Source organism: Jezberella sp., assembly GCF_964834465.1.
Genome location: NZ_CBAZRM010000004.1, coordinates 165,091 through 186,784, shown reverse-complemented (window position 1 = coordinate 186,784; position 21,694 = coordinate 165,091). Strand labels below are relative to the sequence as shown.

The following is a 21,694-nucleotide window of genomic DNA, read 5'->3' as shown; positions in this document are numbered from 1 at the left end:
AGATCGCGATGGGGCTTCGCTTTATTTTTATGCTCACCCGACACGACCGGACAGTCTCCGATGCTTCGACGCAGCTTCAGACGGCGCTCGGTGTGGGGGTTCGCCATATCGGTTTCAAGGATATCGGGCTACCCTTGGCCGAACTAAAAGCCCTCAACAAAGCAATCAAGGCGGGTGGTGCTACCTCTTATCTTGAAGTCGTCTCTCTTGATCGCGAAAGCGAGATCATTTCTGCCCAAGCAGCAGTCGACATTGGCGTGGATATTTTGCTGGGCGGCACGCATGTCGATGATGTGTTGCCGGTCATTGAAGGCAGTGGCTTGCAGTACTTCCCTTTCCCGGGGCGGATCACGGGTCACCCCAGCGTCTTAGAGGGTAGTATTGGTGAAATCGTCGAGTGTGCTAAGACCTTGGCGGCGCGACCCGGTGTACATGGGCTTGATCTGTTGGCTTACCGCTCGAACGAGGATGTGCCCGCGTTGATCAAAGCGGTTTGTGGTGCGATCTCTAAACCCGTGTATGTCGCGGGCTCGATTGATCATCCAGCAAGAATATTGACGGTCAAACACGCAGGTGCGGCAGGGTTTACGATCGGCACCGCGGCACTTGATGGTAAGTATCCCGCAGACGGTGACGACGTCGTGGGTCAGCTTTCAGCAATTATTCGGGATGTCGCCGCGTTCAATCGGCACCTCTCGCCAGTTCAAAAAAACGACCTGCCAACGGCTTTTGGTCAACTGCCAAAGCCTCTGCCAGTCGCCGATGACGAGTCGTTCAACCACGAACAATTTCAGCTTGCGACTTTCGAAGGGACGTCGAGGTGGTCATTTCGCCCCCATGACCACGAGTTGTTCTTTGTCAAAAGCGGTCGTCTGCTCATGAAATTGCGCGATCGTGAAGAACTGATTGAAGAGCGTGAATTCATCGTCGTGCCCAAGGGGGTTGAGCACTGCCCAGTCGCGTTGGATGGAAAAGTCTGCGAAGTCGTACTAATGCATTCACCCGCCCGTTCGCTGTGATCTAAAAACAAACGTCATACCCTTGACTTTGGCGGATCAAACGCGACTGCGAAACATGGCTGTGTCGGAATATGCTAAATTGAGTTCATGCGCACGACTCAACCCCACCTAGTCACCCTGCTCGATTCATCTGAATCGATCGGTGTCCTGTGGCCGTCAGCGAATGTCTCAAAATCAAAAAAACCAAAGCTCATCTGATCGGGGCTGCGGTTCCGTCCTCAGATGAGCGACGGGACTGCAAAGAACATTTTTCGCTGCTTACTTTCGCCCGCTGTCTGACGGTTTCTTCCATCGGTCATGCGTTAAAAAAGGAAGTGGGTCATGAAAGAAAATTCTATTTTTACCGATCTATGGGTCCCCATCGTCACGCCGTTTAGCGCGGGGCAAATCGATCACATCGCGCTGCGACAGTTAACCCAGCATCTCGCCTCGCAAGGCATTGCCGGCTTTGTCGTTTGTGGCTCAACCGGAGAAGCGGCAGCGTTGAGCAAAGCCGAACAACTCGCCGCACTTCAAAGCGTGCAGTCTGTGACGACTCTACCAGTGATCATGGGTGTCTCTGGCTATCATTTAGAGGATACTGTTGCTTGGGTGCGAGAACTCTCTACACTGCCACTGAACGGCTTATTGGTGTCTGCCCCTCACTACATCCGTCCTTCTCAGTCAGGATTGATTCAATGGTTTACGGCAATGGCAGATGCAAGTCGTTTGCCTATCATTATTTACGACATCCCAAGCCGAACCGGTGTTGAGTTACATGAAAGTACCCTCCTCGCGCTCAGTCAGCACGAGCATATCGTGGGGATAAAGGATTGTGGTGGCCATTGGATCAAAACGCAATCACTGATTGCCTCTGGCCGATTGATCGTCTTAGCGGGGGATGACGCTAATATATTCAGCACCGTGGCGCTGGGCGGTCAAGGCGCGATTGCCGCGGCCAGTCACGTTCATACCCATTTATTTGTCGCAGTCATCAGGTTGCTCAAAGAGGGCAATTTGCCGCAGGCGCGTGCCCTTTGGTCTAAGTTGCTACCAATCATCGATGCGTTATTTGCTGAGCCTAATCCCTCGCCAGTTAAAGCGCTTTTGGCACACCAGGGCCATCTTGCGCCAGAGCTGCGAGCACCGATGGGTGCTGCAAGTGACTCGCTTGAACAACGGCTGATCGCGATGAGTAAAAACCTTGAGGTCTCGGGCTAATGCATCCCTGACACGTCGACGTCCATACGCTTCACCGAGGCGCAGAAACGGTTGCAGACATTGCGTGCAAGCCTGCCAATGTCTGCAAGCATGCCTGTGCCACCTCTCGCCCTTTCTTCACGAAATGGTTGATAAATATTTGACGATGCTCTTCGTGCTCATGAAAGTGATGAGGGGTCAAGACTGCAGAGAAGACCGGCACGTTGGTATCGAGTTGCACGCGCATTAAGCCATCGATGACAGCAGCAGCGACAAACTCGTGCCGATAGATCCCACCATCCACCACCAGCGCGCAGGCAATGATCGCGTCATACTGAGCGCTCAACGCCAGCCTTTTGGCGTGCAGCGGGATCTCGAACGCGCCGGGCACCCGAAACTCATCAACCTTAAAGCCCGCATCAACCTCGTGAAAATAATCATCAATTGCAGTCGTCGAACTCGAGACGATCTCGCGATGCCAACTCGCCGAGACGATAGCAATGCGGTGTGGCCTTTGGGGTAGCGTGAAGGATGCCGAGTCATTGGCTGAGCAGGTCTGAGTCATCGTTGTCCTAAATAAGCGAAATAAAATCAGGACGCACGTACCTACAAGTGCCTACTCTTTGGAAGTTCAAATTCAATGGCACACCGGTCTGAGACCCAAACATCGACGGTCTCAACTCATTTTTCTGAAAACGACGTCTTTGTTACGGCATTTTTCGCCATGTTTTAAAGTCGTCCGGCTCCCATGCCCTGAAAGCAAAAAGCAGCCCACATCCTTTACGGTCAGCTAAATCGGTGATCAGACTCTCTTCGTGCAACTGCGCAAATTTCTTTTGCAACTGACGTAAATCGGTCTGTAACTGGCTCATTGCTTGCTCACTGAACATCCCGTGAACAAAGGTCATTGCCTCGTTCTTTCCCAAGAAGCGATGATTTAAAAACTCAGGCATGCCGCGCCGTTTAAAATACTGCCGAATCGGCCCTTCCGGTAGCCAATCAAAGTCTCTCGCGACGATGATACGAATTCGATTATTTGGCAACAGATCAATCAACCTCAGCTCGTCAAGTTTTAAAAGATGCTTGATACATTGCGCCTTTGTCATCTTGTAGTAGTGGGCAATGTCATCAAGTGTCCAATGATTGAGCGCGCACACGGCGACGATCAAAAGCTGTATATCTGACACGACTTCAAGTTCTTGCTTCTCTGTCAAGATACTGATCTTGGGCTCAAGCTCCGTTGCCTCTCTTATCAGTTCAGCCAATGTATAACCCAGGGCTTTCGCAATTTCTGCCAGCCGATCAACGGTCATGCGCTGAGCAGACATCAAGCGCTTGACGCTAGGTTCTGACAACCTTAATTTTTGAGCAAGTTCTGCATAAGTCATCCCCTGATTTTTAAGTTGCTTTTTGATTGTTTTAACTAAATGGTCAAGTTCGTTCATGGCGTAAAGTATCAATAAACAATACTTATCAGTGTATATCACGACACTTTTTTCATAAAACGTTTTGTTTTTTGATGTAAATCACTAAGCTGAAAACCTCATCACCCAAGAGGAAACAGCCATGCAAGAAATCAGCCACGCCATCAAGATTCAAGAACTGCAAGCCAAGCTAGCGATTGGCGATCTCGTGTTTATCCGAGTGCGCGTGCCTCTCTTCGCTCGAATATCCGAAGCGACAATGAGTTGGACCAATCACGTGGGTGTCGTCATCAATATCGATGCGCACGGTGTGCAAGTTGCAGAGAGCAGGATCCCGCTATCAGGCATCACCACTTTGCAAAAGTTTGTGCGCCGCTCTGATCAAGGTCGCATCGCCATCACCCGTTTACCGCGGTCACTGAACCGTCACGAAGTCGACCGGTTACAGCTTGCCGCGCGCGCAAGGTGCAACGTCGCTTACGACACCGGGTTTAGCTTGCACTCGCGCCGTCAATTCTGTTCACGGTATGTCCGCGAAGTCATTCAGGAGGCAACAGGTATCTCTGTCGGTCAAGCAGAAACGTTTGCCGCACTACTCAACAAAAATCCGGACACACGGCTATTATTTTGGCGACTCTGGTTCCTCGGGTTCATTCCGTGGCGGCGCGAAACCGTCACACCGGCAAGTCAATTAAATGATCGACAAATGCACCTTGTCTTTGACGGCAAGGCGATCTAATCAGGGAGACAACGATGAAAAAAATATTCCGCATTTTGCTAAGAGCACTTTTTCAGACGGCCTTTCGAATTCGGGCAAACGGCCTGCAACGTCCCATCGATTCGCATAAATTGCTCGTGATTGCCAATCACGCGTCGTTTCTCGATGGACTTCTCCTCGGATTATTTCTTCCCTTTGACCCAGTCTTCGTTGTAAACACTGACATCGCCAAACACTGGTTTTTTAAACGAATCCTGAGCTTGTCGGATTACCTTTGTGTGGATCCAACCAATCCGATGGCGATCAAGACGATTATCAACTTGGTCAATCGCGGAAGGCCCGTGGTAATTTTCCCAGAAGGGCGACTCACGGTGACAGGATCGCTGATGAAAATTTACGAAGGACCTGCCTTCGTCGCCGCAAAGACGGGCGCTACCGTTCTGCCGATCCGTTTGGACGGTACGGTGAGAACCTACTTTACGCGAGTAAAGAAAGCGCACCCCAGACGCTTTTTACCTCGGATAACGATCACCGCGCTTGAACCCACCACCATCCCCATGCCAAGCGCCGGCAGCAATAAGCAGAAGCGGCGGGCTGTCGGTGAGTCGATGCGCAAATTGATGCAGCAGATGACGTTCGAATCGCAACCCAAGCACACGCTATACCGCGCACTCATTGACGCCATTGACGTCTACGGTAGTCGAACGCTGGTCGCAGAAGACGTAAAGCAGTCCTCATACACCTACCATGACGTTCTCAAGATGACGCTGGGCTTAGGCAAGCTGATCTGCAAACACAGCACCCCAGGAGAACACATCGGTATTCTCATGCCTAACCTGGTGGCCAGTGTTGCCATGCTGATAGGTACAAGTGCGCACGGTCGTATCCCCGCGATGCTTAACTATAAAGCGGGTGCTGCGGGTATGAAGGATGCTTGTTTGGTCGCCAATATTGACACCATAATTACCTCACGCGCGTTTGTACAACAAGCGCAGCTTGAGGTAGATGTCGCCCAGCTTCAGGGGATTAACGTCCTCTATCTGGAAGATTTGCGTGGCGAACTGACGTTAGCTGACAAGGTATCCGTCGCAGTTGGGATGATTTTCCCGCAGTGGGCAATTCAACCAGCGAACCCCAGAGATACGGCCGTTGTGCTCTTTACGTCTGGCTCTGAGGGAAAACCTAAAGGGGTTGTCCTGTCTCATTATGCGCTCTTGTCAAACGTCGCCCAGCTGAGCGCCATCATCGACTTCTCGCGGGAAGACACGGTGCTCAATGCGTTGCCCATCTTTCATTCTTTCGGGCTCACTGCAGGTACGTTACTTCCTTTGCTCAAAGGGATGAAATTATTTTTATACACAACCCCTCTGCACTATCGCATCATTCCCGAGCTCGTTTACGATCGAAACTGTACCGTTTTGTTTGGTACAAGCACGTTTCTGGGTCAATACGCCAAGCACGCACATCCTTATGACTTCAATCGCCTACGCTACGTTGTTTCGGGCGCTGAGAAATTATCCAACGAAATTCGTGATGCGTGGTTTAACAAGTTTGGCATTCGCATTCTCGAGGGATATGGTGCAACGGAGACAGCGCCTGTATTGTCAGTGAATACCCCAATGGCTTATCAAGCAGGATCTGTTGGTCAGTTGTTGCCATCCGTTGAGTACAAGTTGATTCCCGTTTCAGGGATCGCCCAGGGAGGCATGCTCCATGTTCGTGGTCCCAACCTGATGTCCGGCTACTATCGCCATGAGGCGCCGGGCTTGCTTCAGCCCCCGAGCTCTGAGGCGGGAGAAGGCTGGTATGAAACTGGGGATGTTGCATCCATTGACCAAGAGGGCTTCGTATCAATCATTGGACGGGTGAAGCGATTCGCCAAAATCGCCGGCGAGATGGTTTCACTGGAAGTTGTCGAGTCAATCGCCGCGCACGCGCTACCGGATGCTCAACACGCTGCAAGTAGCCGTCCGGATGGGGCAAAAGGGGAAGCCATCGTGCTGTTTACCAACGCTCAGCACTTAACGCGCGACGCGTTGGTGGCGACAGCAAAGCGGTTGGGGTTGCCCGAGATTGCAGTCCCGCGGCACATACAACAGGTAGCAACACTGCCCTTGCTGGGCACTGGTAAAACTGATTACGTCACGCTCAAACAAATGGCACAACACATATGAACACGAATACTTCGATGCAAATCAAACCCGCTGAGAGCCTGTTAACCATCCCGATGGTTTCAGTCTTGGTGTCCCAGTTCTTCTCGGCCCTCGCCGACAACGCCGTCTTGATCGTAGCAATCGGCTTATTAAAGTCTCGAGCAAGCGAGCATCTAGATTCCTTATTGCAAGAGGCTTTCGTCATCCCGTTTATTGTGCTCGCCCCTTTTCTTGGCCAAATCGCTGACGGTTTCCCCAAAGGGCGCGTGATGCTCGCAGGCAATCTATTCAAGCTAGGTGGAGCCATTGCCATGATGCAGGGCCTGAATCCAGTCGTGATCTACGGGTTGATTGGTGTGGGTGCTGCTGTGTACTCACCAGCGAAATACGGCATTTTGTCGGATCTCGTTGGCCCATCGTTGCTGGTCAAAGCCAACGGGTTGATGGAGGGGTCTGCCATTGTGGCCATACTCGCCGGTGTATTGATCGGTGGTCAACTGGCTGACGTATCCATTCATCTCGCGTTGATGGTGATTACCGGCACCTATGCACTTGCCGCGGCCATTAACTTATTGATCCCCGTCATCGCGCCTGAAAGGCATGACTTGCAATTCAACCCGCTTGCTCAAATCTGGCAATTTTTCAAAGCACTCAAGGTACTGTTCAGCAATCGAGATGCCTGTTTCAGTTTGCTCGGGACTAGCATTTTCTGGGCCTGTGGATCAACGCTGCGTCTGGTGCTTTTTGCCTGGGTTCCCGTCGCGTTACTCATTAACGACAACTCGACACCCGCCAATCTGATGGGCGTGCTTTCCATCGGCATCGTGCTAGGCGCGGTCGCAGCTGGCGCCTTTGTCTCGCTCGTGAACGTCAATCGAGCGCTCATCGGTGGTTTGCTATTGGGGCCCGTGACGTTGCTGCTGATGCAGATTCACGACATACACTGGGCCATGTTGGTCATGGTCGGCATCGGTGCCTGTGGTGGTTTTTTTGTCGTGCCCTTGAACGCACTGTTGCAGGAACAAGGTCATTCGTTGATCGGTGTGGGCCGCGCGCTAGCCATTCAAAACTTTGCAGAGAACGCTGCCGTGTTGCTCTTTGTGGGTGGATACAGCGTTCTGGTGGCGCATCACGTGGGGATGAACACCGTGATCATGCTGTTTGGTTTGATCCTGTTCGGTTCAATTGGTGCACTGGCGATGACACGGGTGCGATTACGTCAGTGATCACAGGAGGGGGGCTCCCCTCCCTCAACTAAAATCTCCCCCCACTATTTTTACCGCTTCCGTTTGGGCAAACCAAACGGCACCAGAATCACGGCGAAAAACCAGATGACTGGCCCGCCGACAGTACCAGCATTGAGTTCGATTACACCCGAAACTACCATGGCAAACAAAAAGGTCAAATCCGCGATACCGATGACAACCAAGCCCAGCAAATAGCCAGTCCATGAGGCCTGTTTGAGAATCATCCATGCCACAAAGAAACCCAGCACACCGTAACCACCCACGTCGATGCAGAAATTCAGTATTAAATGACTGTGTGCCAAAAGCGTTGTGGGGTCAGAGGCATGCTTAAACGCAGTGTGCGACACTGCGCTTCCGCCTATCAGCATATCCCACAAGCTCGGAGCCCCGGCAGTCAAAAATTGCCTGACACCTTCGGCACCCACCCATACGTGCAGTACGCCCCAAAGAACAAAAAGCCACGCGCCGATTTTGGCGGCTAGCCCTAATTCAACATGATTCTCGTTGAGCATCGATGATCCCTTTAGATGAATGATTGTGGCGACGCCAAGCCCAATGGCTTGCTCACGCCGTTATTGGACATGCTCATGAGGATGCCCTGCATCAAATTTGTCGGACATCAACAAAGGCATGCATGCAGGACAGATACGAGCACAATCGCTTTGACGACGAAGCATAGTCTATGACAGGCGAATGCAAAGATAAACACCAATATTTGAATTCACAATTTCACTGGTGGATTAATCACGATGTGATCGCCAGGTTCGCGCCGGTTGAACACTAACCCCCTTGGGGATCAGTGTTCATCCGACGTCAACAAACGCGCTTATTCCCACTCAATAATGACGCAAGTACAAAAGCCAGTATTTGTGCGGCTTATCGCACACCTTAAAAGCCGTGTGTAACTTTTGCGTAACTTTTTCATTTTAATGTTGTTAAATTGTAACGGCAATTCTATTCTTAAACCACAGCTTAAACAAGCCCCTGTTACACAATGTGCGGCTGAAAGTAGTCAGTAAAAAAGTAAGCACTTAAGAGGAAATGAAAACAGACAGACAGCACAACAGAAAGTAAAATGTACAAGGCAAAAAGCTGAGAAGCTTTGAATATACCTAAAGTTACACTAAAGAATACACAAGAGTTTACTTAAAAAATGGCAAAAGTACTGAAGCAAAAAGACTTTATCAATAAGTTTTTGAACGGGAAATGTGAAGAAGTCATGGCACAAATGCCAGACGAATGCGTAGACTTAATCGTCACTTCGCCGCCTTACAACTTAAGAAACTCAACCGGTAACGGAATGAAAGATGGTAGAGGCGGCAAGTGGGCCAATGCGGCTTTACTTAAGGGTTATGCCGAAGCTGAGTACAACGACAACTTACCTCACGAAGAATACGTTGCTTGGCAACGCCAATGCTTAACTCAAATGATGCGTGTTCTTAAACCTAATGGTGCCATCTTTTACAACCATAAATGGCGTGTACAAGCAGGACTTTTACAAGACAGAGCAGACATAGTTGAAGGCTTTCCAGTACGTCAAATAATTATCTGGAGACGTAAGGGAGGCATAAACTTTAACAAAGGTTACTTTTTGCCAACCTTTGAAGTTATATACATGATTACCAAAAAAGAATTTGTACTTGCTAAAGGTGCTAACTCACACGGCGACATATGGGAGATTGGACAAGAGCTTAAAAACGAGCATCCAGCCCCCTTCCCTGTCGCTTTAATTGAACGAGTGATAAGCAGTACAGACGCTCAACTTATTCTTGATCCATTCATGGGCTCAGGAACAACAGCAATAGCCGCGAAAAAATTAGGTAGAGATTTTGTCGGAATTGAATTATCAAAAAACTACATAAAACTTGCCGAGAAAAGACTCAAGGAAGTCTTTATGGAGCCGATGAAAGAGACTAAGAAAAAGAAGCAAGATGGATTATTTGATTAAATTAGACGCTCTGAAAATTCAAAAAGCTCACCTAATTTATCACGTTTAACCCTTAACTTCGTACCGTGGTTGTGTCTTGTTCTGGCGTCAAAGTCAATAACAACAGCACCTTCATTAAAAAGTCTTGAAAGGTTATCGTGCTTAAAGTTCTTGTACACAAATGCTTCAGTTATTTTGAAATGTTCTATCTTATCAATCACCTTAGTGTCACAATAACACATTAAAGTATTGTTAAGCTTTGTAATACATATACTATCAAAGTCTTTTCTATCCCAATAAACCGGCAAAACAGTTTTATAGTTTGGACTTCTTGCCTCAATGTCACTCAACCAATCTCCGTAATTTTGGTAGACGGATGTAGCGTCTTTTGCTCCTACATTGACTTTAGTGGGTTCAAAAACAAATTCTATTTTTTCATCTGTAAGTTGAATAGTAAATCCTCTATCGCTATATCTATGGGCGTAAGTTGTTGAACGAAAACTCATCTCGTCAACTCCATAAGCTCTACCCGCTTCTTGATGTTTCCAACCTAAACATTTAAGTAATTTTGGAATTGAGGCACGAGGTTTAGGCTCTTTATGAAAAAGCGTAATGTAACTACCAGTCTCATTTTTTTGTGTCTTCAACTCAAAAACACCTAAATCTGGCAAGCTTAAATTATTCTCCGCAACGCCTAACAAGCCCTCCAGCGTATTGCCTTGATTGCCGTCATTGCCTTGGTGTGTGCCAACAAGCCATACATCTTTGTTAGCTTCAAAAATCTTCTTTATGTCTTCTAAAGTAATCATCCACCACTCCTTGAGTGATGAATATCTTACCTAAGTTCTTATGAGTATTGGCAACAAAATTGACAAGTAAATTGTTGACAAGGAACTAAAATTGAAGACAATCGGAAGTCACACTAACTTAAATGGAGCCTTTTATGAGCCGTGTAGCAGAACTTCAAGCCCGCATCAAAGAAGCACAAGCTGAACTTGAGGATGCTAAGCAATCCGAAAGAGCTGACGCACTTAAGCGTATCAAAGAAGAAATCAAGTTCTATGACTTCAAAGCAACAGACTTCAAAGGCTTACTCAAGTCACGTGTAACGCAGAAGCAAGTTGATGAATTTCTTGCGAAGAAAGCCGCTGACGCAAAGAAAGCTTCAGCTAAAAAAGCAAAGTGAACGATATGAACGATAGTGATAATGAACTTAACCTTTTAAGCAAAAAGCTAAGTTCTATCCTTCTCAACTATGTATGCTCCTTAGCAAGCCACATACGCATTTGCCAATATTCGCCACGTTTGTAGACTAACGCTTCCTCAAATATTGGAACTTCGTCGTCATTAAATTCAGCTTTTTTGAGTGCCATTGGACTTTAGAGTAACTACGTTTTTGAGTAGCCGCAACGCTGTGCGGCTTTACGTGTAACTGTAAAGTCTTTTCTCAATAAAATCAACAGACTTTTTGAGTTTGTGAAACTTTTGTGTAAGTAGAAAACCTATATAAATCAACTACTTACGCTCAAAAAGTCACTCCCACTCAATCGTCGCTGGCGGTTTAGACGATACGTCATACACCACCCGATTAATCCCACGCACTTCATTGATAATCCGCGAGCTTACTTTAGCAAGCAAGGGATAAGGCAGTGGCGCCCAATCAGCGGTCATGAAATCCGAGGTTTGAACGGCGCGCAAAGCGACCACGTAGTCATAGGTGCGCCCGTCACCCATCACCCCGACCGACTTGACCGGCAGAAATACGGCAAACGCCTGTGAGGTCAGGTCATACCAACTCTTCTTGGTCTCGGGATCGATCATGTTGCGCAGTTCTTGAATGAAAATGTCATCTGCACGGCGCAACAGATCAGCAAACTCTTTATTTACCGCACCCAGAATCCTCACCCCAAGCCCAGGCCCTGGGAAAGGATGCCGATAGACCATGCCATGAGGCAACCCAAGGGCTAACCCAAGTTTACGCACTTCATCTTTAAACAATTCACGCAACGGTTCAAGCAGCTTCAAGTTCAAGGTATCAGGCAAACCACCGACATTGTGGTGTGACTTGATGGCAACCGCCTTGCCGGTTTTAGCGCCGGCAGACTCGATCACATCAGGATAAATGGTGCCCTGCGCAAGCCATTTGGCCTTACTCAGTTTGGCCGCTTCAACTTGAAACACTTCTACAAACTCTTTACCGATGATTTTGCGCTTGGCCTCTGGATCAGACACACCAGCGAGCTTGCTCATGAACTGCTCGATCGCATCGACATGGATAATTTTGACACCCATGTTTTGTGCAAACGTCTGCATCACCTGAGCACCCTCGTTCAGACGCAGCAAACCGTGATCCACAAAGACGCAGGTCAAACGGTCGCCAATCGCACGATGAATCAGCGCCGCGGCCACTGATGAATCAACACCGCCCGACAACCCCAAGATCACTTCATCATCACCGACTTGCAGACGAATTTTTTCAACAGCTTCGTCAACATAACTGGGCATGGTCCAATCACCGACACAGCCGCAGATCTCATTGACAAAGCGATTCAAGATCGCTTGACCTTGAACAGTGTGCGTCACTTCAGGATGAAATTGCACGGCATAAAAACCACGCACTTCGTCAGCCATGCCAGCAATCGGACATGAGTCGGTCGATGCCATGAGTTTGAAGCCTGGTGGCAACTGACTGACGCTATCACCGTGACTCATCCACACCTTGAGCATGCCGTGGCCTTCGGGTGTCGTGAAATCGACGATGTCTTTGAGCAATCGAGTGTGTCCGCGAGCCCTGACCTCTGCATAGCCAAACTCGCGATGATCAGAATAACTAACCTCGCCGCCGAGCTGCTGTGCCATGGACTGCATGCCATAGCATATCCCCAACACCGGTACCCCAAGCTCAAACACAAGGGCTGGTACTTTTAAGGAATCGACGTCATAGGCCGAAGCGTGGCTACCCGACAGGATTACGCCTTTGAGACCAAGTGACAATTGCTGCTTCAAAAACTCGTCGGAGACGTCACCAGGGTGCAATTCGCAATACACACCAGCCTCACGCACACGACGTGCGATCAGCTGAGTAACTTGTGAACCGTAATCAAGAATAAGGATACGTTGATGAGACATGGTCAATGAATTAGTCAGCACGATAGTTAGGGGCTTCTTTAGTGATCTGCACATCATGGACGTGCGACTCGCGGAAACCCGCCGACGTGATCTGAACAAACTCAGGTTTGGTTCGCATTTGCTCGATGGTGGCACAACCGCAATAGCCCATCGATGAGCGAATGCCACCGACCAATTGATAAATAATGGCCAGCACACTGCCCTTGTACGGTACGCGACCTTCAATCCCTTCTGGCACCATTTTGTCGGCATTATTGGCTGGGTCTTGAAAGTAACGATCCGCCGAACCTTCAGCCATCGCCGCCAGGCTGCCCATGCCGCGATAGGATTTATAAGAGCGCCCTTGATAGAGTTCAATTTCACCGGGCGCCTCGTCGGTGCCAGCAAACATCCCACCCATCATGACCGTTGACGCACCAGCAACCAGTGCTTTCGCGATATCACCAGAGAAACGCACGCCACCATCGGCAATCAGCGGGATGCCAGTACCCTCGAGCGCACGGGCAACATCAGAAATCGCCGTAATCTGGGGCACACCAACACCAGCGACCACGCGCGTGGTGCAAATCGAGCCAGGACCAATACCGACTTTAACGGCATCTGCACCCACATCGGCCAGCGAACGAGCCGCCGCCGCGGTGGCGATATTGCCACCAATCACTTCAATTTTGGGAAAAGTACGCTTGACCCACTGAACGCGGTCAATTACGCCTTGAGAGTGACCGTGCGCGGTATCTACGACGATGACATCAACGCCAGCCGCCACGAGTTTCTCGACCCGATCTTCCGTCCCTTCACCCACACCGACCGCCGCACCAACACGCAATTGACCGTGGCTATCTTTGCAAGCCATCGGGTGTTCAGTGTTTTTGACAATGTCTTTGACGGTCGCCAGGCCACACAACTGAAACGCATCATTGACGATCAACACACGCTCTAACCGATGCTTGTGCATCAGCGTTTGAGCTTCGCTGAGAGTGGCGCCCTCATTCATCGTAATCAGACGCTCTTGAGGGGTCATGATGTTGCGCAGAGGCTCATCAAGCCGATCTTCAAAACGTAAATCGCGGTTGGTGACAATGCCGACCAACTTGCCGCCCTCAACCACCGGAAGGCCTGAGATCCCATGCTGACGTTGCAACGCAATCGCATCACGCACTTTCATCATCGGGGTCACGGTAATTGGGTCAGTGACAATGCCGAACTCATGACGTTTGACGCGAGCTACTTCACGAGCCTGCTCAGCGGCAGTGAGGTTTTTATGGATGATGCCAATACCGCCCTCTTGCGCCATGGCAATGGCCAACCGGGCTTCCGTCACGGTATCCATGGCGGCTGATACTAGGGGGATATTGAGAGAGATATTTCTGGTCAAACGCGTGACCAAAGAAGTATCTCGGGGCAGTACTGAAGAGTAGGCGGGCACCAACAACACGTCGTCGAACGTGAGCGCGGTTTGGATAAGACGCATAGAAAGCTCCGAGCGCAAAGCAAGATTATACGATGGTCTAAAAGCGCCGTCAGGGAGAACCCGAACAAGCGCTCGTCAAGCGACGTTTTCAAACCGATCAGCCGAGTGATTTTCTCGCATTTTGAAAAAATCTCATCCATGGCGTGTATGGCCCGACCGAATCAGCTTCACCCCACTTTTCTGGGTGCCAAGACATCATCACATTGCGAGTGACGCGCTCTGGATGCGGCATTAAGGCAGTAAAACGACCATCTTGTGTGGTGACCGAGGTCAATCCATTCGGACTGCCATTGGGGTTAAACGGATACTGCTCAGTCGCCGCACCGCGATTGTCAACAAAACGCGCAGCGCTTAGCACTTTGCTCGCATCACCTTGCTGGCTAAAGTTAGCAAAACCCTCACCGTGAGCGACCGCAACAGGGATGTGCGCACCGTGCATACCGTCAAAGAACAGTGACGGCGACGGCAACACTTCAATCATCGAGAAACGAGCTTCGTACTTTTCAGACAAATTACGCGTAAACCGCGGCCAGTGCTCTGCACCAGGGATCATCTTCGCCAGCGCCGCGAGCATTTGGCAACCATTACAGACACCCAAACCAAACGTGTTCGGTCTGGCAAAATATTGTGCGAACTGATCCGACAGTTGGTTGTTGAACAAAATGCTGCGTGCCCAGCCTTCACCGGCACCAAGCACGTCACCATAGCTAAAACCACCCACAGCCACGAGCCCTTGAAACAGTGACAGATCAACGTAACCATTCTGCAAATCAGTCATGTGAACATCCCAGGCCTCAAAGCCTGCCTTATCAAACGCCCAAGCCATTTCAACCTGGCTGTTACAACCTTGCTCACGCAAGATCGCCACGCGAGGCCTAGCGCCCTGATTGATAAAAGGGGCAGCAACGTTGTGCTGGGGGTCAAAAGATACCTTAGGCGTCATACCAGGATCGTCACGATCCGACCATCCATCCCATTCGGCCTGCGCGCAGGCAGGGTTTTCACGTTGACGAGCGATTTGATAACTGACTTCGCTCCAGATTTTGCCAAGTTCAGCACGGGGGTGTCCCCAAATCTTTTTGGCATCGCGATAAAACTCAATATCATCGCGCTCATTCAAACTGCCAATCACATGTGATGCCGCTGATAAACCTGCGGCTCGCAAGACTTGCAACACGGCATCCCGCTCTGCGGCAGGCACCTGAATCACGGCACCAGCCTCTTCTGAAAACAAGGCTTTGAGCGTCAATTCATTGCGTTGCACAGCAACCTGCTCGGGGCGAATCTTGTAATCGCCCCAATCTGCAGCATGCGGATCGATGGTCAACATATCAAGATTGATTGACACCCCGACATGACCTGCAAAGGCCATTTCGCAAACCGTCGCAAACAAGCCACCATCGGATCGATCATGGTAGGCAAGAATAACGCCCGACTCAGCCAGCGCGCGGATGGTCACAAAGAACACCCGCAACAGCTCAGCATCATCGATATCCGGGGTCTGCTCACCAAGCTGATTGCTCACTTGAGCGAGAATCGATCCACCCAGCCGATGTTTACCGAGACCGAGATCAATCATGATCAGGCTCGTCGGGCCCACATCCGTACGCAACTGTGGCGTGAGCGTGTGACGAACATCGGTCACTGGTGCAAAGGCAGTCACAATCAGTGAGACTGGGGCTATCACGCATTTGGCTTCATCCCCTTCTGTCCATGCGGTTTGCATCGACAATGAGTCTTTGCCCACGGGGATGGACAAGCCGACGGTTTGGCACAGTTCACTGACTGCTGATACCGTGTCGTAGAGCGCGGCATCTTGACCTGGGGCACCGCAAGCAGCCATCCAATTGGCTGACAACTTGATGTCTTCCAGTTTTGCCACATCGGCAGCCACCAGATTGGTCAGCGCTTCAGCCACTGCCATCCGACCCGAGGCTGGCGCATTGGTCACGGCCAGTGGGGTGCGTTCACCCATGGCCATTGCTTCGCCGCGCGTCCCGTCGTGATCCGCGAGCGTCACCGCACAATCCGCGACGGGTACCTGCCATGGGCCAACCATCTGATCGCGGCTCGATAAGCCACCCACGGTGCGATCACCAATCGTGATCAAAAACGATTTGCTAGCGACTGTTGGATGTTGCAGCACCCTGGTGGCTGCTTCCTCAAGCGTGATCAGCGTCAGATCTAAGGGCTCGGTTTTACCTGGCAACCGGTCGACCTCACGCGTCATCCTCGGGGCTTTGCCAAGAATCACATCGATCGGCACATCCACGGGGCGTGTCCCTTGTTGGGGCTGAATCTGATCCAGACCTGTCACACCCTCGCCGTTGACCACCTGTAATTGACGCGCTTCGGTGGCCACACCAATGACAGAGAAGGGACAGCGTTCGCGAGTGGCAATGTCTTTGAACCGTTCAAGATCTTCCGGTGCAATGGCGAGCACATAACGCTCTTGTGACTCGTTGCTCCAGATTTCAGCGGGCGACATACCGGATTCTTCGAGTGGCACGCGGCGCAAATCGAATCGTGCGCCACGGCCGGCGTCGTTCACCAGTTCAGGAAAGGCATTTGACAACCCGCCGGCACCCACGTCATGGATGGCAATAATAGGATTTCGATCACCTTGTTGCCAGCACCGATCAATCACCTCTTGAGCACGACGCTCGATTTCTGGGTTGCCTCGCTGCACCGAATCAAAATCCAGCTTGGCGCTATTCGTACCTACCGCCATGCTGGATGCCGCACCGCCCCCCATCCCTATCCTCAAACCAGGCCCGCCCAGCTGGATCAATAAGGCACCGGGCGGGATAATGTTCTTTTTAGTTAATCCCGCATCAATACTGCCAAGACCACCCGCAATCATGATGGGCTTGTGATAACCCCATTTCGTGTCACCAGTGGTTTGCTCATACGAGCGAAAATAACCCAGTAGATTGGGCCGGCCAAACTCGTTATTGAACGCCGCCGCACCAAGAGGACCGTCAATCATGATAGCCAACGGTGACGCAATGCGGTCGGGGCTTGCGTGATGATCGGCTTCCCAAACGCGAGGTGCCTCAGGCAACCGCAGATGTGACACAGTAAAGCCGGCCAGACCAGCCTTGGGCTTAGAGCCCCGACCTGTCGCGCCTTCGTCGCGAATTTCACCCCCAGAGCCGGTCGCTGCACCTTCAAACGGGGCAATTGCCGTCGGATGATTATGCGTTTCGACTTTCATCAACGTATGCACGAGCTTCTCGTGGGCGGCATAAATGGGTGCCTCGGTTTCAGTCGCGTTGGCTGCCTGAAAACGCAGTGCACGACCGCCTTGCATCACGGCTGCGTTGTCGGAATAAGCGACAACCGTGCCATGAGGTTGTGCTGCATGCGTCGCACGAATCATGCTGAATAAGGTGTTCGGCTGAGGTTGGCCGTCAATGACCCATTGAGCATTAAAAATCTTGTGACGACAGTGCTCACTGTTTGCCTGTGCGAACATCATCAGTTCGACGTCGGTTGGATCACGCTTTAAGTCGGTGAACGCCTTGGTCAGATAATCGACTTCATCGTCTGACAGTGCAAGACCGAGCTCGGTATTGGCTTTGACTAACGCGCCTCGACCGTCTGCGACGACGGGCACAGTCAACATTGGCTTACCCGGCAAAGAGACAAACAGATGACTAAAGTCAAAGCTATCATCAACCACCGTTTCTGTCATACGGTCATGCAGGCATGCCGCGGCCTGTGCCAGCATGTCTGCATTCAACGCTTTCGCCTTCAACCAACTACGTTCAGGGATCAGGGTGTATTTGATCCCCCTTTCGATGCGCCGGACGGTAAAAAACCCGCAATTGTGCGCAATGTCTGTCGCTTTACTTGCCCAAGCAGAAATTGTCCCCAATCTGGGGATGACGGTCAAAGAAACCCCTTGATCTTGTTGGCCTTGTCCATCCAGCGGCGACCCGTAGTTGAGCAACGCAGTCACACGGCCAAGGGTCTCGTGATCAGGTGCCTCGTCCATGGAAACAAAATGCTGGAAACTTGCCTCGACTGCCGACACTGGCAGGCCGAGGGATTGAAGTTTTTTGACAAGCTTCTCTCGACGAAACGTTGAGAGGACACTGGAGCCGGGCAGTTGCAGAATATGGGACACAGGTCAATTAGTGGCTAGTTGGGTGAGACTAGAGTTTACCCTCACCCAACAAACTGCGCCTACCATGTTGAACCAAAGCCTTGATTACCCAGGATTGGTTATTTTTTTCGAACAGGCGGCAAATCGGTGCAATGACCTTCTGCCGCTTCTGCCGCTAATCCAACCGATTCACCCAAAGTGGGGTGAGGATGGATGGTCTTGCCAATATCCACAACATCTGCACCCATTTCAATGGCAAGTGCCACTTCGCTGATCAAATCACCTGCGTGCGTACCGACAATACCGCCGCCGAGAATCTTGTGCGTTGCCGCATCAAACAACAGCTTAGTAAAGCCTTCATCCCGCCCATTAGCGATCGCACGCCCAGACGCCGCCCAGGGAAACAACCCCTTGGTAATCGCGATGCCCTGCTTCTTGGCGTCATCTTCCGTCAAACCTACCCACGCAACCTCAGGATCAGTATAGGCAACCGACGGGATCACTCGCGCATCAAAGAAGCTCTTTTGACCAGCAGCGACTTCGGCTGCCACGTGGCCCTCGTGAACGGCTTTGTGCGCCAGCATCGGTTGACCGACTAAATCACCAATGGCAAAAATATGCGGCATGTTGGTCCGCATCTGACGATCGACATTGATAAACCCTCGGTCAGTCACCGCGACACCCGCTTTGGCTGCACCAATTTTGTTGCCGTTTGGCGTGCGACCGACCGCCTGTAAGACGAGGTCGTAACGCTGGGGTTCTTTGGGTGCCCCTTCACCTTCAAAGGTCACATAAATGCCATCTGGTTTGGCGACGGCAGCGACGGTCTTTGTCTTGAGCATCAAATGATCAAAGCGAGGCGCATTCATTTTTTGCCATACTTTCACCAAATCGCGGTCTGCTCCTTGCATCAAGCCATCTTGCATTTCAACAACATCGAGACGCGCGCCGAGCGCAGAATAGACGGTCCCCATTTCCAGACCAATGATGCCGCCACCAATAATCAACATCCTTTTAGGGATGCTTTTGAGCAACAACGCGCCCGTCGAATCAACAATGCGTTCATCCTCTGGCATGAAGGGGAGTTTGACCGACTGACTGCCAGCGGCAATGATCGCCTGAGCAAATTCAATCGTCTGGGTACCGGCTTGCCCTTTCACCGTCAAGTGGTGAGGGCCAACAAACTCACCGACGCCTTGAACCACCGTGACTTTGCGCGCCTTGGCCATGCCAGCCAATCCGCCCGTGAGCTTGCCAATGACCCCATCTTTAAAAGCACGAAGCTTGTCAAGATCGATCGTGGGTGCACCGAAGCTAATGCCATGATCCGCTAGTGCTTGAGCTTCTTCAAGAACGGCCGCGGTGTGCAACAGGGCTTTGGAGGGAATACATCCCACATTCAAGCAAACGCCCCCTAGCGTCGCATAGCGTTCGACCAAGACGACTTTTAAACCAAGATCGGCGGCCCGAAATGCCGCAGAATAGCCACCGGGCCCAGAACCCAAGACCAGTAGGTCGCATTGACTGTCGACCTGGCCCGTGTAGCTTGGGACGCTTAATGCCGCAGGTGGCGGCGTTGTCGACGAAGCAGCAGTAGCGACGGCCGCCACGGCCGCCACGGCGGGCGCGCTTGCGGGCGCTGAAGCAGCCGGTGCAGCAACTGTTGCTGCAGCGGTATCCGCAGTGGCACCAGCCTGCACGCCGACTTGTAGCACCACACTGCCTTGCTTGACTTTGTCACCCACTTTGACCGACACAGCCTTGACCACCCCTGCGTGAGAAGACGGGATTTCCATTGAGGCCTTGTCCGATTCGACCGTGATCAGACTCTGTTCAACCTTAACGATATCGCCGACCGCAACCAGCACTTCAATGACTTCAACCGAATCGAAATCACCAATATCGGGGACTTTTACTTCAACGAGATTGCTCATGATGTCCCTTTACAGTGCGATACGGCGGAAATCGGCCAGCAAGCTGCCCAGATACGCATTGAACCGAGCGGCGGCGGCACCGTCGATCACCCGGTGATCGTAGGACAAAGACATCGGCAACGTTAATTGCGGCACGAAAGCCTTGCCATCCCAAACCGGTTTCATGTAGGACTTAGATACGCCAAGAATGGCCAACTCGGGCGCGTTAATGATGGGCGTAAAGCTAGTGCCACCAATCCCACCCAAGGAAGAGATCGAGAAACACCCACCCTGCATCTCTGCTGGGCTTAATTTTCCGTCACGCGCCTTTTTGGCGAGTTCACCAGATTCACGAGCCAAATCCAGCACCCCTTTTTTATCTGCATCCCGGATCACGGGGACGACCAGGCCATTGGGCGTGTCGGCAGCAAACCCGATGTGGTAATACTGCTTCAGGACGAGGTTATCGCCCTCAAGTGACGCATTGAACTCAGGGAATTTTTTCAAAGCGGCAACCACCGCTTTGATCAAGAATGCGAGCATCGTCAACTTAATACCCGCTTTCTCGTTCTCTTTGTTCAACGTCACACGCAACGCTTCAAGGTCAGTGATGTTCGCTTCGTCGTTGTTGGTGACATGGGGGATCATGACCCAATTGCGATGAAGATTCGCGCCAGAGATCTTTTTGATCCGTGACAAAGGTTTCGGGGTAATCGCACCGAACTTGGCGAAATCAACTTTGGGCCAAGGCAGTAAATCAAGCCCGCCTCCGAGGGATGCGCCGGTGGATGCACTCGATGTGCCAGATGATGCAGCCGCCAACGCTTGTTTAACAAAGGCTTGAATATCTTCTTGGGTAATTCGTTGTTTCTGACCTGACCCGGTAACCTTGGTCAAATCAACACCGAGCTCACGTGCGAATTTGCGCACAGAAGGTGAGGCATGCGGCAAACCAGCGGTAGACGCCGGCATTTCAAGCTTACCTGCGGCTGGGGCGGCTGCCGCAGCAGTTGCCGCTGCGTCGCTCGATGGTGCATCTGTGACAGGTGCAGCTGGTGCCACTGTGGGGGCAGCTGTGGGGGCAACTGTGGGGGCAACCACTACGGGCTGGGCCGTTGCCGTTGATGACACCGTACTCGCTGCGGTGTCAGCCGCAGCACTGGCTTGCACATGCAGGACCACACTTCCCTGCTTGACTTTATCCCCAACTTTTACGTCAATGGAGGTCACTACCCCGCCCTGTGAGGCGGGAATTTCCATAGAAGCCTTATCGGATTCGACGGTAATCAGGCTTTGTTCGGCTTTGATGGTGTCACCCACCTTGACCAATAATTCAATCACTTCAACAGCGTCAAAGTCCCCAATATCCGGAACCGTAATAGCAGTCACGTTGCTCATGGTTT

The 21,694-nt window shown here is 51.2% G+C and carries 16 protein-coding genes; 7 read left to right on the top strand and 9 right to left on the bottom strand.

The window, feature by feature from the left end; all coding sequences use genetic code 11:
* Positions 1 to 8 precede the first annotated feature (8 nt).
* Together AC1W8Y_RS04555 and dapA are read left to right on the top strand one after the other, a co-directional pair.
* Entirely contained in the window at positions 9 to 1,019 is a 1,011-nt protein-coding gene (locus AC1W8Y_RS04555) for a cupin domain-containing protein (protein WP_482013282.1), read from the top strand.
* A gap of 321 nt (positions 1,020 to 1,340) precedes the next feature.
* On the top strand, positions 1,341 to 2,219 hold the full coding sequence (dapA, locus tag AC1W8Y_RS04550) for a 4-hydroxy-tetrahydrodipicolinate synthase (protein WP_482013281.1): 879 nt from the start codon (positions 1,341 to 1,343) through the stop codon (positions 2,217 to 2,219).
* A gap of 31 nt (positions 2,220 to 2,250) precedes the next feature.
* Here dapA and AC1W8Y_RS04545 read toward each other — a convergent pair whose 3' ends face one another.
* Positions 2,251 to 2,763, bottom strand: coding sequence for a 6,7-dimethyl-8-ribityllumazine synthase (locus tag AC1W8Y_RS04545; protein WP_482013280.1), 513 nt, complete (start codon positions 2,761 to 2,763; stop codon positions 2,251 to 2,253).
* Positions 2,764 to 2,905: 142 nt separating this feature from the next.
* Positions 2,906 to 3,643 (bottom strand): helix-turn-helix domain-containing protein, encoded by a 738-nt coding sequence (locus AC1W8Y_RS04540; protein WP_482013279.1) that lies wholly within the window; start codon positions 3,641 to 3,643, stop codon positions 2,906 to 2,908.
* 121 nt (positions 3,644 to 3,764) lie between these two features.
* On the opposite strand from AC1W8Y_RS04540, the gene AC1W8Y_RS04535 reads away from it, so the two are divergent.
* The 3 genes from AC1W8Y_RS04535 to lplT are packed head-to-tail and all read left to right on the top strand — an operon-like array spanning position 3,765 to position 7,719.
* Positions 3,765 to 4,361: a YebB family permuted papain-like enzyme gene (locus tag AC1W8Y_RS04535; RefSeq protein ID WP_482013278.1), complete on the top strand. Its 597-nt coding sequence runs from the start codon at positions 3,765 to 3,767 to the stop codon at positions 4,359 to 4,361.
* Between the two features lie 14 nt (positions 4,362 to 4,375).
* Positions 4,376 to 6,514 carry a bifunctional acyl-ACP--phospholipid O-acyltransferase/long-chain-fatty-acid--ACP ligase gene (gene aas, locus AC1W8Y_RS04530; protein ID WP_482013277.1) on the top strand — a complete coding sequence of 713 codons (2,139 nt, stop codon included), beginning with the start codon at positions 4,376 to 4,378 and terminating at the stop codon, positions 6,512 to 6,514.
* Complete coding sequence (lplT, locus tag AC1W8Y_RS04525; RefSeq protein WP_482013276.1) at positions 6,511 to 7,719, top strand: lysophospholipid transporter LplT; 1,209 nt, start codon at positions 6,511 to 6,513, stop codon at positions 7,717 to 7,719. The genes aas and lplT overlap by 4 nt, the downstream gene beginning before the upstream one ends.
* A 50-nt stretch (positions 7,720 to 7,769) precedes the next feature.
* On the opposite strand, the gene AC1W8Y_RS04520 is transcribed toward lplT, so the two are convergent.
* Positions 7,770 to 8,252 carry a hypothetical protein gene (locus AC1W8Y_RS04520; RefSeq protein WP_482013275.1) on the bottom strand — a complete coding sequence of 161 codons (483 nt, stop codon included), beginning with the start codon at positions 8,250 to 8,252 and terminating at the stop codon, positions 7,770 to 7,772.
* 641 nt (positions 8,253 to 8,893) lie between these two features.
* On the opposite strand from AC1W8Y_RS04520, the gene AC1W8Y_RS04515 reads away from it, so the two are divergent.
* The gene (locus AC1W8Y_RS04515) at positions 8,894 to 9,688 is read left to right on the top strand and encodes a DNA-methyltransferase (protein ID WP_482013274.1); all 795 of its coding nucleotides are present in this window, start codon (positions 8,894 to 8,896) and stop codon (positions 9,686 to 9,688) included.
* Here the strand turns inward: AC1W8Y_RS04515 and AC1W8Y_RS04510 are convergent.
* Complete coding sequence (locus AC1W8Y_RS04510) at positions 9,685 to 10,476, bottom strand: MvaI/BcnI family restriction endonuclease (protein ID WP_482013273.1); 792 nt, start codon at positions 10,474 to 10,476, stop codon at positions 9,685 to 9,687. The two genes, AC1W8Y_RS04515 and AC1W8Y_RS04510, sit on opposite strands and share 4 nt — an antisense overlap.
* Before the next feature lie 134 nt (positions 10,477 to 10,610).
* Between AC1W8Y_RS04510 and AC1W8Y_RS04505 the strand changes: the two genes are divergently transcribed.
* The gene (locus AC1W8Y_RS04505; protein WP_482013272.1) at positions 10,611 to 10,853 is read left to right on the top strand and encodes a hypothetical protein; all 243 of its coding nucleotides are present in this window, start codon (positions 10,611 to 10,613) and stop codon (positions 10,851 to 10,853) included.
* 347 nt (positions 10,854 to 11,200) lie between these two features.
* Here the strand turns inward: AC1W8Y_RS04505 and guaA are convergent, their stop codons facing one another.
* The 5 genes from guaA to aceF all read right to left on the bottom strand — a co-directional run bounded on the left by guaA (position 11,201) and on the right by aceF (position 21,689).
* Positions 11,201 to 12,796 (bottom strand): glutamine-hydrolyzing GMP synthase, encoded by a 1,596-nt coding sequence (gene guaA / locus AC1W8Y_RS04500; protein ID WP_482013335.1) that lies wholly within the window; start codon positions 12,794 to 12,796, stop codon positions 11,201 to 11,203.
* Between the two features lie 10 nt (positions 12,797 to 12,806).
* The gene (gene guaB, locus AC1W8Y_RS04495) at positions 12,807 to 14,267 is read right to left on the bottom strand and encodes an IMP dehydrogenase (protein WP_482013271.1); all 1,461 of its coding nucleotides are present in this window, start codon (positions 14,265 to 14,267) and stop codon (positions 12,807 to 12,809) included.
* Positions 14,268 to 14,364: 97 nt separating this feature from the next.
* Positions 14,365 to 18,399: a phosphoribosylformylglycinamidine synthase gene (purL, locus tag AC1W8Y_RS04490; protein WP_482013270.1), complete on the bottom strand. Its 4,035-nt coding sequence runs from the start codon at positions 18,397 to 18,399 to the stop codon at positions 14,365 to 14,367.
* A gap of 98 nt (positions 18,400 to 18,497) precedes the next feature.
* Positions 18,498 to 20,312, bottom strand: a complete 1,815-nt coding sequence (gene lpdA / locus AC1W8Y_RS04485; protein WP_482013269.1) for a dihydrolipoyl dehydrogenase — start codon at positions 20,310 to 20,312, stop codon at positions 18,498 to 18,500.
* 9 nt (positions 20,313 to 20,321) lie between these two features.
* A complete protein-coding gene (aceF, locus tag AC1W8Y_RS04480; RefSeq protein WP_482013268.1) occupies positions 20,322 to 21,689 on the bottom strand; it encodes a dihydrolipoyllysine-residue acetyltransferase in 1,368 nt (455 codons plus the stop codon).
* Between the last annotated feature and the right edge of the window lie 5 nt (positions 21,690 to 21,694).

Excerpts from the sequence above, each read along its gene's own strand:
- AC1W8Y_RS04555 (WP_482013282.1), top strand. The coding sequence starts at position 9 with ATGGGGCTTCGCTTTATTTTTATGCTCACCCGACACGACCGGACAGTC.
- dapA (WP_482013281.1), top strand. The coding sequence starts at position 1,341 with ATGAAAGAAAATTCTATTTTTACCGATCTATGGGTCCCCATCGTCACG.
- AC1W8Y_RS04545 (WP_482013280.1), bottom strand. The coding sequence starts at position 2,763 with ATGACTCAGACCTGCTCAGCCAATGACTCGGCATCCTTCACGCTACCC.
- AC1W8Y_RS04540 (WP_482013279.1), bottom strand. The coding sequence starts at position 3,643 with ATGAACGAACTTGACCATTTAGTTAAAACAATCAAAAAGCAACTTAAA.
- AC1W8Y_RS04535 (WP_482013278.1), top strand. The coding sequence starts at position 3,765 with ATGCAAGAAATCAGCCACGCCATCAAGATTCAAGAACTGCAAGCCAAG.
- aas (WP_482013277.1), top strand. The coding sequence starts at position 4,376 with ATGAAAAAAATATTCCGCATTTTGCTAAGAGCACTTTTTCAGACGGCC.
- lplT (WP_482013276.1), top strand. The coding sequence starts at position 6,511 with ATGAACACGAATACTTCGATGCAAATCAAACCCGCTGAGAGCCTGTTA.
- AC1W8Y_RS04520 (WP_482013275.1), bottom strand. The coding sequence starts at position 8,252 with ATGCTCAACGAGAATCATGTTGAATTAGGGCTAGCCGCCAAAATCGGC.
- AC1W8Y_RS04515 (WP_482013274.1), top strand. The coding sequence starts at position 8,894 with ATGGCAAAAGTACTGAAGCAAAAAGACTTTATCAATAAGTTTTTGAAC.
- AC1W8Y_RS04510 (WP_482013273.1), bottom strand. The coding sequence starts at position 10,476 with ATGATTACTTTAGAAGACATAAAGAAGATTTTTGAAGCTAACAAAGAT.
- AC1W8Y_RS04505 (WP_482013272.1), top strand. The coding sequence starts at position 10,611 with ATGAGCCGTGTAGCAGAACTTCAAGCCCGCATCAAAGAAGCACAAGCT.
- guaA (WP_482013335.1), bottom strand. The coding sequence starts at position 12,796 with ATGTCTCATCAACGTATCCTTATTCTTGATTACGGTTCACAAGTTACT.
- guaB (WP_482013271.1), bottom strand. The coding sequence starts at position 14,267 with ATGCGTCTTATCCAAACCGCGCTCACGTTCGACGACGTGTTGTTGGTG.
- lpdA (WP_482013269.1), bottom strand. The coding sequence starts at position 20,312 with ATGAGCAATCTCGTTGAAGTAAAAGTCCCCGATATTGGTGATTTCGAT.
- aceF (WP_482013268.1), bottom strand. The coding sequence starts at position 21,689 with ATGAGCAACGTGACTGCTATTACGGTTCCGGATATTGGGGACTTTGAC.